The organism is Clostridium ihumii AP5 (assembly GCF_000612845.1).
GTDB lineage: Bacteria > Bacillota > Clostridia > Clostridiales > Clostridiaceae > Clostridium_J > Clostridium_J ihumii.
In genome coordinates, this window is record NZ_CCAT010000045.1 from 245042 (window position 1) to 257847 (window position 12806).

The following is a 12806-nucleotide window of genomic DNA, read 5'->3' on the forward strand; positions in this document are numbered from 1 at the left end:
CCTATCCAAATAAGTAAATTCAAAATTAATATATTTGAAAAAGCTAATAACTTAGTATACTTGTTTATCTTTCAGTACAATTTCATTCGTCCTCATGGTTCTTTAAATGATTTTACACCAGCAGAGGTAGCTGGTTTTGAAACTACTGAATTAGATAAAGATACTTGATTTACAGCAGTTTAATTTTAATTAATATTTTTGATCAACCTGCAAAAATCAAATTTATTGCAGACTTGTTTGCTATGCAATAAAATCTTCAAACTTATATACTTTTCAAAGAACTAACAACTCTAAGAATTTTAAAGATATTTTTTCATATCTACTTAACAGATTACTAATCTTAAACATATATTTTATGCGATGAATCTAAATATTTTCATCACATGAAGAAATCTTCAAGTAATATATCTCCATAACTTCAACACGCATATATATTAAATTAATTTGATTTCTATCTTTATTTACATTGTACTTCTATTTATTTACTATTTTTGTCATATACTGAACCTTACTTATTAAATTTTTTTAACTTCATTTTATGTTGTTAATTTATTATTCATTTTTTTGCAAATATATTTATTTAAAATCAATTTATCTAATTAATTTATATATTTGGAATATATTCGTAATAACTGTGTTATCTTAGCCAAACTTTATTTTTGTAAATTCAAAATTAATATATTTTTATTTCAAATAGTATATATTCTTCTAATGAACTTAAGTATTACACCTTTAATAAAAAAATAGCCCTGATTTCTCAAGGCATTAATCTATTAAACAGTTTTTACTAATTCTCGTACACTATTTATATACATAATTATATTTGATATTAAATATTTTATATATCACCAAAACATTTCGGTATTAATTTTGAACATTAATGTTTCTAAAATACTATAAAAAATAATTTTAATATATTCAAAATCCATACAATAAAAATAGTCAGCAACTTTGTTTTAATATTGTTACCATCAAAAACAAAATTACTAACTATCATTAATAATTATTTTATTACTTTTTCCACTCTTGTCTTAGTAAACCATATATATACTCATCTACAAATTTTCCTTTTTTATAAACCTGTTCTCTTATTACACCTTCTCTTACAAATCCAAGACTTTCAAACAATTTTATAAATCGTTCATTAAATGAATACATCTCTACACCTATTCTATTCATATTCTTATATATATTATTAAAACACTTCTGTATTAAATTTAAGCAATTTTCTGTTTTATCAAATCCAAAATTAATTATATTTAATAAAATCCTTACCAATTCCTTTTGCTCATCTTGTAATTAATAAACATTTATTCTTATAATAATTCATGATGGCTTTATTTCAAAAAATCATTATAATTTTCTATTTCAAATTCTAATTTTTCTTCACAATTTAATTTGTAGATTGCAACATTTGAAGTTTTAAATGGTTTATTTTTGTTGGTCCATTCAATACCTTTTACAATGTGACATATTATATTTATTACACCACCATGAGTTACAATTAAAATATTTTCGCTTGAAAATTTGTATTTACATATCACATCATCAAACCATTTCTTTACTCTATTATAAAAATCATCTGGACTTTCACCATTAGGATATTTCTCATTCATTTTTAAAGTATTAAAAAACAATCCAGGATATTTCACTAATGCTTCTTTATTCAACATTCCCCCTAAATCTCCATTATTCATCTCTCTCAATTCTTTATCAATTTCAATTTTTATATCTATATTTTTAGCTACTTCATTTGCTGTAGATAAAGCTCTTTGTAAATCACTTGAAATAATTTTTGTTATTTTAAACTCTTCCTGCTTTAAATAAAGAAACTCAGCAAGTTTTTTAGCTTGTTCTTTACCTTCCTCTATCAAATCTACTTCACTCCATCCCCCTCTATATCTATCATCATCTTTAGCATGTCTAACTAAATAAATATTCATTTTAAATTACCCCCTAATTTTAACTATCATCTATATTTGCATTGTCATTCAATGTATTAATAAATCTTATTTTTTACTAATAAATTCTTTAAATTTATAATAGTAAAACTATCTTTTATATTTCTAATTCCCATAACTATATTTTTCATATATATTTTTTACTGATTTGCATATTCAATCTTTTTATTTATTTTGTATGTATCATACATTTTTTAATTTTATTTCGTATTGTTAATTTTCAACTTTCATAATGTTCCACAATCCACTTTGATGCTTCAAGAAGATTATCTGCAATATAGTCTGGTTCAACATTTTCCCATGTATTTCTGTATTCATTTAAAGAATTTTCTCCCCAACCTGTTTTAACAAGAATCTTAACACAATTAAATTTATCTGCTAATACCATATCAACACTACCTACATCTCCAATTACTATACAATCTTCTAAATCAAGCTTGTATTTATTGGCGGCTTCAATCAATAATCCTCCATTAGGTTTTCTACAATTGCAATTTTCATTTTCTCCATGAGGACAAATGAATGCATCATCAAATCCATATTCATCAAATTGCTGCATAAATTCTTCTAGTTTAACTTCATTTCTTGATATCCTATGTTGATTTGTTAAAGCAAAAATCTTAAAGCCTTTAGCTTTTAATAAATTTAAAGCTGTTGCAGAAAATGGATATAATTGAAATTCTTTAGGATGTATAAAGTTTCCTGTACCGCCTATAGTTCCATCTCTATCTATAAATATAGCTTGTACTTTTTTAAAATCCATTTATATTCACTCCTCAATACTAAACATAATTGACAACCGATTATCTTCACAATATTTTTGAATTTTATATTACCCATTTACTTTCTAAAAATTTATTTTATCACTGCTATCTTCTGTGTACTTATTATTTTCTTAATCATTCTGATGTCCAATAAGTGAAATTAACCCACTAGCAAGTTTCTCACCCCAACTCAGATAGTCATGCCCACTTTTAAAAAATTCAAAATCAACATGATATCCTAGTGATTCTAATGTTTCCTTAACATTCAGCGAATTATTAATCATTGTTTTTTTATTTTCAAGAACACCTATATTCATGTAAAACTTAAGTGGTAGTTTGGGAATTAATTTTATTTGTTCACTTATCCAACAATCAAGTTCATTATCTCTCTTTTTAGATTCTACTTGATATTTATTTTTTTCATTTGTATTTACACGCTTGTACCAAAATGAACCTGATTGACAAAGTACATTTCCAAATACATCAGAATGTTTCAATCCCATATATGTAGCTGTTAATCCACCGAGACTTAATCCACTAATTATTGCCTTTTTAGGATCATCTGATAAATTATATTTTTTTCTTAGCCAAGGAATCATTTCATTTGCTACAGAGTTGCAGAATAAATCATTGCAAGATAACTCCTCAGATCTTTTATCTGTTGAATCAATAAAAATTGCTACAATAGGTGGGATTTTTTTATCGTAAATCAAATTATTCAAAACTTGTTCTGCTTTAAGAACATTTATATAATCATGTCCATCTGTTAATGTAATAAAACCATAAGGTGATGAATCATTGCTATAATTAAAAGGTGTATAAACATTTATAACTCTAGGCTCTATAAAATATGAACTTTCAAATTCATATTTTATGATAGTTCCTTTTGGAATATTATTTCTTTCTTCAGTCCAAAAATTTTTATCTGATTTAGGCATGTTAACATATGGTATTTCAACCTTGCAACTACCTGGTCTATTGAAAATCAATTTATTTTTGTTAAACCTATCTGCTCTCATATTCTTACATCTTTCCTCACAGCATGTAAGTAGTGAGTCATTAGGAAACAAATTATAGGAAAATTTTACGTCACTTCTAATTTTATAAGTTCCATACCATAAATTTGTATCATTAATACGTTCAAGAAGATGTTCTTCAACATTCTCATCAGTTAAAGCTGGTAGTATTGGTGTCATTATTAGCACATTGTCAGTGGGTTCTTCAGCAAAATAAAATATTGTAACTAATGAATTGTCTGGGTCATCATGTATTGATTCAATAATTGGAGTTTCTTTTTCCTTTAAAAACTCAAGGAATTCATTTAATGTTTTTTCTTTGTCATTTTGAATATTCAATTTTAATCTTTTAATTAATTCCGTTTCCAGATTATATTTGCTCATAGCTTGTATACTCACCTTCCTTAAATTAAGTAATTATATATTTATGAATGAGATGTTTTATGTTATTTGAAATACATTTTAATTTATTTTTTATAAACAACTTCACCTTTCAATCCATCAATTTCAACTTCATCTCCATTGGATAAAAGAGTACAAGCATCCTTTACATTGTAAATACATGGAATATCTAATTCTCTTAATATAATTCCTAAATGTTCAAAAGGAGATCCTTGCTCAACTATTATACCTATTGTTTTATCTAATACTGGAATAACATCTCCACAACGTGTATATGGTATTACTAATATGCGCTCTTCATTAATGAAATCTGGAATACCTACATGCACTTTTCCTTTAACTTTCTTTTTAAGACCAGATATTCCAGTTAATCTTATATAATCGTCACTTTTACATCCAGTGCTATTATCATCCTTAAATATTGATTCTGACTCTTCAGTTGGCTCTATGCCCATATATTCAGGTGGAATTAATTTCTCTTGCTTTTCATATTCTTCTTTTCTTTCTTTAATTACCGGAAAAAGATTTGAATTATTAGTTAATCCCTCTATGATTTCATCGACAGTTAAAAAATATATATCTCCCTTTTTAGGTATATTATTGTTATTTTCTAATATTGTTGATGCATAATTTAATGCTAGACTTAAATATGCATTTGATTTACGTTCAAAGTAGTAATGATGATTATCTCTTGCTACATAAGCTTTTTCTGCTAATTTAAGTTTACTTAAAAATTCCTCTCTCTGATTTTCACCAACTTTTTCTAAAAATAAGTTTTTAATGAAGTATTTATTCTTTTCACTTTTCTTAATAGACTCCAAATACACATTTGAATCTATTCCAATAAATCCTCTTATATATCTTAAAATTGTTGATGGTTTCTCTAATATAGTTGGCTCTATCTTTGTACTTATTAAATTACAATCCAGCTGTGAAATTCCATATTCCTTTACATACTCATCTATCAATGATAAAATTTCTTTTGCCTCTGGAATAAGTTTTAAATGATTAAATATAATCTCATCATATTTAATTTCATCAAACATTTTTTTAATGTTCGGGTTATCATTAATCATTGAAGCTATTAATACATAATATTCTCTTTCCTTACTCAAAAGGCTTTTATTAAATACTAAATCATACAAATCTTGTTGACTTAAATCATTAATGATTCCTTTGCAATATGCTTCAAATTCTTTTATATATTCACATGCATATGCAGCTTTTAAATGATTTTCACTAGTAAACTCCATATAATCTAAACTTTTCTTTAAAAATTCACTTATTTTAGTAGGTACACTTTTATCTTTTATATATAAGTCTAATTCATTAGTAAGTTTAATTAATTCAGGTAAGAATTTATCTTGGAAAATGTTCTTACCAGCTTTAACTAATTCGTTCACTTCATATTTAAAAATATTTCTCTGATTTTCATGATCATTCATTTCTTTATTCCTATAATATGAATAACCATTTTGTACAATAACATCAATATATGCAAATTTATCGCCCACGGAGTAAGCCCCTTTATTTAAAGCACATAACTCCCTCTTATCTATATCAGCTATTAGCTTAAAAAGTGGTTTGTCATTTTCGCAATACCAAGTATATCTTTTATCATCTGAATTACTCCAATTTACAACAAAATTGTTCTCCCTAAAAGTAGTGATAGGTCTTGTTTGAAGAATATAAATTTCATCATCTTTCATAGTCCATTCAATATCTACTTTTTCTTTTATAAGTTTCTCTATACTCATTGTAATTTCAAATAAATTCTTAATATGTTTTTGAGAAAATATCTTATGTTCATCTTGAATATTCTCTTCTATTATTGATCCATCTTTTTTCCTTATAGAAAAAAGACTTGATTTGGTTTTTCCACTAACAAATTCATCACAAAAACCATTTACCACATTGATGTGCATAACATCCTCATCCATATAAATAGTATCTGCTGAAAAGTTCACACCTGAATAATCGCCAACTATAAACTCTTGAATAATTACTCCCATTTTTAGAGAATTCACATCAAACCCATTGTCTGAAATATAAGCTATTATCTTATCACTAAAAGCAGAAGCATAGCATTTTTTTATACATGTTATAACTTCATGGAATGAACTTAAGTTTATAAAGGAACTAAACATTCCTGCCATGCTACTTACCATATTATCCTCACATAAAGCTGAAGACCTCACTATATATCTGTTGCCTAATTGACTTTTATCAAATACTTCTTTTAATTTTTGCTCTAAAAATTCAGGAAATTCACCATTAATAATCTCACTACATATTTTTTCATTTCTAGATAAGCAATCATCAATAGTAAACTCTATATTGTTATATTCCATATATTTAATAAATACTTCATTAGATATAGCAAATCCATTTGGAACTCTAATGCCATTAAACATAAGTTCACCTAAAATACTAGCTTTAGAACCATACTTTTCTGCATCATTAGATGATAATTGATTTATCTCTTTAAACATTTTTTACCTCCATATATGATAGTTATACTTCATTTTCTATATTTATCTACATTATACTTCTATTAATTTACTATCTTTGTCATATAACAAATCTCATTTGTTAATGTTTTTTTAATTTTATTCCATATTATTAATTTATTGTTCATTTTTTACAAATATATATATTTAGAATCAATATATATATATAAGATAGACTTTAGAACTATTTTAAAACTATAAATATATCTATCATCACTATTGCTTATTAATTCTTAATTAATTTTAAATAAATAAAACAACCTTGATTTCTCAAGGTTGTAAATTCAATTATTTCTTTATTCTTTTTAATTTTAATTGTTTTGCCATTATAGCATTAACATACACAATATCAAAGTCATCTTCATACCCTTGGCTCTCTGCCCATTCTTTTAAATTTTCATATTCTGGATTATTTTTATCATTCATTACATCTAAAAATTCCATGTATCCTAATATTCCACCTACATCTTCTGGTGGGCACCCCCCATCAGCATCTACACATGTTGGATAACCATATTGATAATCGTCTATTACCTTTTCTAATGTTATATCATGCTTCCAATAATCTCCGAAATCATATATGTATTCAATACTTTGCTCTTCTTTTAAGTACTTATCTATTTTAACCTTACTACTTAGCATTGGTTTTACTTTTAAAGTATTAGCTATAAATCCATGTGGATCATTTTTCTTTGTTAATTTCATCTTAGAATAAAACTCATATTCAGCAATTCTTTCTTCATCACCAGTAATTATAATATTTTCTTTTCTTATATTAAAATCATATAAATGATAATTTTTCCATCCCATTGAAAATTGAATTACATCATGTAGTCTTTTAAATGTAATATCTGCTGGAACTATTACTTTTCTCCATATTAATGGAGAACTACCTACAAGTGTTATTTTTATTTGATATGCTTTCATATAAAATCATCCTTTTCTAGTTTAAATTATTATTAATATTTTTTATAGAATATGCAATGTTTCTAATCTATTACATGTATCGGTATTTTAAAAATTCCCATAATCCATAAATTTTATAATTCTTTTATAACCTAATTATACGGTTTCAAATTCAAATTTTAAATAACACATTTATCAATTGAAAAACTTTTTCCTTTTTCTTTTAATATCATCATTTCCATTTGATATACTATACTTATTTCATCCATTCCATTACTTCTTCTGCTACAAAAAATGGATTGTCCCAATGGATTAAATGTGTTGCCTCTACTTTTTTTACTAAACAGTTCACATTTTTTTCAAATTCCTCAACCAATATGTTTCTAATTTCAGCCCAAGATTCAGGAAGTGTTGCTTGTATTAGCAATATTGGTGTTTCTAATTTCTTATATATTTCATTAGTAGGAAAGTTATACATAGATTTAATAGCACCTCTTGCAGTATCTCCACAAGCACAAAATCTGATAGTTCCATCCTCTTCTTCTTTCATTAAATCCTTTGAAGCTTTTTCTAATAACTCTGACCATCTTAAGTAATTGTTCCTCTCAACTTCTAGAAAGTCATTCCAATTGGAAAATACATAGCCATTAAAATCTTCTTCATATGATTTTATTTCTTCTTCCAAAGAACAATCAGGTTTAAAATTTAATTTTTCTTTATCAATCTTTTTAAAATAATCGTATATTGCTTGCTTTTGATGATATCCTCCATCTAATAATAATATCTTCTTAACTTTTTTAGGATACTTTGCTGCATAATGAAGTGCGATGCAGCCGCCCCAAGAATGTGCCAATATATAAAAATTATCTTTATTTAATAATTTAATTACATCTGACACCCATTTTATTAGATTTGGTATTCCATAGTCTTCATCATTTTCAAATGCTGGTGTTCTTCCATGTCCAGGTAAATCAATTGATATAATATGATATTTATCTTTTAAAAGTTCTCCTATCTCAAGGAAACTTAAATTAGTGCTACCTAATCCATGAAAACAAATAATTGTAGGATTATCATCACTTCCCCACTTACAAACTCGTACATCCATATTTTCATTATTTATAAAAAACTGTTCCAATTATTTTCATCCCCTATTTTAATTTTTATCACTAACTAATTTTACAATATCATTTCTACATTGACTTATATACCAATTAGAAACCTTAGTAGTTTCAATTTCGCATTTTATAAAGCAACGTTTATTCGACACAACTTCTTGGATTATTTCTCCACTCGGATCAATTATCATAGTAGGACAATGTTGCTTTATATCTGCATTATTACAACTTATTAAGAATCTTTGATTTTCTGCTGCTCTACTAATAAGATGGCTTTTCCAAACTGGAAGTCCTTTTCCCTGTACAGCATTTGTTAAATACACAAACACTTCTGCATCATTTAGTGCTAGCCACCTCCATTGCTCCGGAAATCTAATCTCTCTACACATTTGTATACCTAACTTTAAAGTTTCTTGCCCTATTTTAAGTTTACAAATATCTAGTTTATCTCCTTCACTTAAATATCCTCTTTCATGAAATGCTAAATTTAACTTTCTATATATAAAATCTGGATTATTGTATGAATAACATACAGCTGCATTATACCAAGCACCTTCTTCAAGAATACAAGTACCGAATACTAAATGTATTTCTCTCTTTACTACATCTTCTTTTAATAATTTCATTGCATTTTTAAGTTCTTCAACATCAATATCATTTAAAAAGCTAATATCATCACTATAACCTGACAATGCCCCTTCAGGTAAAACTACTAAGTCATCCTTTTTAGCATTTTCCAATAGAGAATTTATTTCCTTCAAGTTTTCACTTATATTAAATGTTATTGGAAACTGCATAGCAATTACTGAAACCCTCACAATAACACCACCTTAACCATTTTAGTTGTCACCTTCTACTTAATTCTACAAACTTATTTTAATACCTCTTTATATATGTATAACCCTAACATTTAGGAGTTTTAATCATATATAAAAGATCACAGTTAAATCTGTGATCTTAAAATTAAACTTTACTATTTATTCTTTAAATTTACTCCACATCTCTTAGTCTCTCTACCAAAGGTTTTTTATTAATTATTTTCCCAATAGTAAAAGATAAGACTATTGGAACAACAAAAACAAAAATACTATATAAACTAAAATAACCAATTGGAAATTGATATTCCATATATTTTAATCCATTCATTCCCATAATCTTAACCATAATATAACCAGCTAAAGTTCCAAACAGAACTGTACTTGCAAAGTTGATAACTGCAAAGTATAAACCTTCCCCTAAAATCATAGTTATAATTTGCTTTTTACTTGCACCTATTGCACCAAGACAAGCAAATTCTCGTTTTCGTGCCATAACATTTGATATAAGTGTATTTAGTAAATTTATCATACTAAAAGCAATTACAAATAAAGCTCCTCCCATAAAGCTAGTATACATCATATTGAATTGCTCCTTATGATGCTCTAATGAATCTTTAAGTGTAGATAAAGTAATAAGCGGATTACTCTCTGTTAATGTAACAATCTCTTTTTCAATCTCATCTCCACTTTTCAAATAATCTGTGGAGGATACTATAATTCTAGTATTGAGATTAAATCCTGGTTCCATCATTTTTGTAAGCAAGTCCTCAGGCATCATAAACCAACCTGCATTATATGAAATCTTAAACATATCAGAGTTCTTATACAATTTGCTGCTGTTTTCCAATATTCCTGAAACAGTAAAAACATCTTCCACATACTTTTCACCGTTATACCATTTTAAAGTTACAGTATCTCCAAGCTCAAATTCCCATCCAAAAATCTCTTTGGCAATTTCATTATGAGCTATAATAATTTCCTTATTTTTAACAATATCATTGTAGTTGATGCTACTTCCTTTTAAATATTGATTAATAAGTTCAGTATCTTCTTTTTTGAAAGGTGCTGCAATATCTTTTTCTGTTACATCATTATATGTGTAAGTCACTGATAAATTTTGCATAGGAATAACTTCTTTCACATCTTTAATATTATTTAGTTTATCTACAAGCTCGTAACTCAAAGGATTATCTTTCTTTATACCTGTTTCACCATACTCATTCACTTGTACAGCATTTGGTGATAGATTAATTTCATATTCTCCAAATTCAAACCAAGATTGTCTTGCAAACTTTTCTTCATTGACAGAACTTACAAAAGTACTTGCACACATAAATACAACACCTGCTAAGCAAAGGGAAATCATAGTCATTGTTGATTTTTTGCGATTTCCTCTTGGAGCAATCATACTTAGTGATAATGGAGAAAGTTTTCTTTGCAGTTTTTTTGTTTGAATCTTTTCATTTTTTTCTTCATATCCACTGACTTTACTTGCTTCAATAGGCGATATACTTGCTGCAAGTTTTGCAGGCTTTGCAATAGCTATTTGTACTGTAATATAATTTGCAAGTAAAATAGCAAAGCTATAAATTAAAAACCAAATCAAATTAAAACCTTTTGGTTTCATAGTAAATGCAAAAGTTGCACCAATAGTAATTCCGATAATGCTACCAATGAGTGAAAGCGTAGTGCCTTCTTTTCTTACCATTCTTTTTACCTGCTTTTGAGTCATACCAATTGTTCTAAGCTGACCAAACTGCCTTGTTCTTTCGGATATAGATATATAAAATATGCTATAAACAACTAATATACTAACAAGTAAAATAACACTTGAAATTAAAGTAATCATAGTAAGTTCTCTAAAACTATAAGAAAGACTTTTTACAAATGCGTTATTTTCATTAATATTTTTTCGTTCTATACCAGAATCAGCACCAATTTTACGAATTAAAGTTAAAAATTCTTCACTACTCATTTTCTCTGCATCTACTATTTGTGCAGAAATATCAAATGGAATAGCTTTTAATTGACTCCCATTTATTGCATATTCTTTTGACAAATATAAAGGGAATACATCTGTAGTTCCTTCACTTTTTGTTAAGCCTGACACTGTAAATTCTTCTGTACTACCATCTAAAAACGAAATGGAAATAGTTTCACCAACTCTTGGTTCAACCCCCATTTTAACAAGCATTTCTTCATAAACCAAAACTTCATTGATTTCTTTAGGATATTTACCCTGAATTATATTTAGATTTAACATAGATGCTTCATTTTGCTCCATATAATATGGAAGCATAATATAGTCATCTACCTCAAAACTTTTTCCTCTTTTAAACTCTTTACTAGATAAAATTTCTTCATTTTGTCTTATGCTTTTTATTTGATTATATGATACTTCATGATAAATAACATGTTGTCTTGATATTAAATCCTTACGATTTGTTTCCTGTATTGCACTTGAAAAAAATGCAAGACCTGAAATAAGAGTAACTGACAATATAATAGCTATTAATGTAAATATATTACGCATTTTATATTCTTTTAAACTATTTTTTGCAAGAAAATTTATTGTTTTTTTATTCTTTACTTTAAACATTGCTACTACCACCTACAATTTGTCCATCCTCAATATGTATAATTCTGTCTGCAAGCTGAGCAATCTCTTCATTATGCGTAATCATAACAATAGTTTGTTTAAATTTTTCACTTGTAACTTTTAGTAAGCTTAATACATCCTGACTTGTTTTACTATCAAGATTTCCTGTTGGCTCATCTGCAAGAATAATTGCTGGCTTAGATGCTAATGCTCTTGCAATTGCAACACGCTGTTGCTGTCCACCAGATAAATTATTTGGCATATTTTTTAGTTTACTTTCCAGGCCTAATATATTAATAATTCTATCTATATATTTCTTATCAGGAGTATTTCCATCAAGCCCAATTGGCAAAACAATATTTTCATAAACATTAAGTGTTGGTACTAGGTTATAGTTTTGAAACACAAAACCAATTTTGCGTCGACGAAAAATAGTAAGCTCTTCATCTTTTAAACTAAAGATATTTTTACCATCTACAATAACATCGCCACTTGTAGGACGATCAAGTCCACCAAGCATATGCAAAAGTGTAGATTTTCCACTACCTGATGTACCTACAATAGAAATAAATTCACCATTTTCTATACTTAAGTTAACACCATCTAATGCATGAACCGCAGTTTCACCACTACCATATATTTTCTTTAAATTCTTTGTTTCAAGAATAATCATAATTAAAATCCTCCATAAAAAAATCTGTATCATATTACT

General features: G+C 26.8%; 10 protein-coding genes and 1 pseudogene. 1 reads left to right on the forward strand and 10 read right to left on the reverse strand.

Features of this window, described 5'->3' with window-relative positions; all coding sequences use genetic code 11:
- Positions 1-24: 24 nt before the first annotated feature.
- Positions 25-168: pseudogene (locus BN346_RS21345) on the forward strand (IS6 family transposase); the annotation flags it as partial.
- Positions 169-1011: 843 nt separating this feature from the next.
- Here BN346_RS21345 and BN346_RS09015 read toward each other — a convergent pair.
- The 10 genes from BN346_RS09015 to BN346_RS09060 form a co-directional block, all read right to left on the reverse strand.
- Positions 1012-1278, reverse strand: a complete 267-nt coding sequence (locus BN346_RS09015) for a GNAT family N-acetyltransferase (RefSeq protein WP_051540224.1) — start codon at positions 1276-1278, stop codon at positions 1012-1014.
- Between the two features lie 59 nt (positions 1279-1337).
- Entirely contained in the window at positions 1338-1943 is a 606-nt protein-coding gene (locus BN346_RS09020; RefSeq protein ID WP_040328000.1) for a histidine phosphatase family protein, read from the reverse strand.
- 238 nt (positions 1944-2181) lie between these two features.
- Positions 2182-2724: an HAD-IIIA family hydrolase gene (locus BN346_RS09025; RefSeq protein ID WP_040328002.1), complete on the reverse strand. Its 543-nt coding sequence runs from the start codon at positions 2722-2724 to the stop codon at positions 2182-2184.
- 132 nt (positions 2725-2856) lie between these two features.
- Positions 2857-4125 carry an alpha/beta hydrolase gene (locus tag BN346_RS09030; RefSeq protein ID WP_040328004.1) on the reverse strand — a complete coding sequence of 423 codons (1269 nt, stop codon included), beginning with the start codon at positions 4123-4125 and terminating at the stop codon, positions 2857-2859.
- Positions 4126-4208: 83 nt separating this feature from the next.
- Positions 4209-6635, reverse strand: a complete 2427-nt coding sequence (locus BN346_RS09035) for a PEP/pyruvate-binding domain-containing protein (protein WP_040328006.1) — start codon at positions 6633-6635, stop codon at positions 4209-4211.
- A 306-nt stretch (positions 6636-6941) separates the two neighbouring features.
- Positions 6942-7580: a plasmid pRiA4b ORF-3 family protein gene (locus tag BN346_RS09040; RefSeq protein ID WP_040328008.1), complete on the reverse strand. Its 639-nt coding sequence runs from the start codon at positions 7578-7580 to the stop codon at positions 6942-6944.
- A gap of 235 nt (positions 7581-7815) precedes the next feature.
- Positions 7816-8697 (reverse strand): alpha/beta hydrolase, encoded by an 882-nt coding sequence (locus BN346_RS09045; RefSeq protein WP_203226291.1) that lies wholly within the window; start codon positions 8695-8697, stop codon positions 7816-7818.
- Between the two features lie 18 nt (positions 8698-8715).
- The gene (locus tag BN346_RS09050) at positions 8716-9495 is read right to left on the reverse strand and encodes a carbon-nitrogen hydrolase family protein (RefSeq protein WP_040328010.1); all 780 of its coding nucleotides are present in this window, start codon (positions 9493-9495) and stop codon (positions 8716-8718) included.
- Between the two features lie 172 nt (positions 9496-9667).
- A complete protein-coding gene (locus BN346_RS09055; RefSeq protein ID WP_040328012.1) occupies positions 9668-12094 on the reverse strand; it encodes an ABC transporter permease in 2427 nt (808 codons plus the stop codon).
- Positions 12087-12767: an ABC transporter ATP-binding protein gene (locus BN346_RS09060; RefSeq protein ID WP_040328014.1), complete on the reverse strand. Its 681-nt coding sequence runs from the start codon at positions 12765-12767 to the stop codon at positions 12087-12089. Before BN346_RS09060 ends, BN346_RS09055 begins: the two co-directional genes overlap by 8 nt.
- Between the last annotated feature and the right edge of the window lie 39 nt (positions 12768-12806).

Bases quoted from the DNA above. Each gene is read 5' to 3' on its own strand.
- BN346_RS09020 (WP_040328000.1), bottom strand. From the start codon at position 1,943: ATGAATATTTATTTAGTTAGACATGCTAAAGATGATGATAGATATAGA.
- BN346_RS09025 (WP_040328002.1), bottom strand. From the start codon at position 2,724: ATGGATTTTAAAAAAGTACAAGCTATATTTATAGATAGAGATGGAACT.
- BN346_RS09030 (WP_040328004.1), bottom strand. From the start codon at position 4,125: ATGAGCAAATATAATCTGGAAACGGAATTAATTAAAAGATTAAAATTG.
- BN346_RS09035 (WP_040328006.1), bottom strand. From the start codon at position 6,635: ATGTTTAAAGAGATAAATCAATTATCATCTAATGATGCAGAAAAGTAT.
- BN346_RS09040 (WP_040328008.1), bottom strand. From the start codon at position 7,580: ATGAAAGCATATCAAATAAAAATAACACTTGTAGGTAGTTCTCCATTA.
- BN346_RS09055 (WP_040328012.1), bottom strand. From the start codon at position 12,094: ATGTTTAAAGTAAAGAATAAAAAAACAATAAATTTTCTTGCAAAAAAT.
- BN346_RS09060 (WP_040328014.1), bottom strand. From the start codon at position 12,767: ATGATTATTCTTGAAACAAAGAATTTAAAGAAAATATATGGTAGTGGT.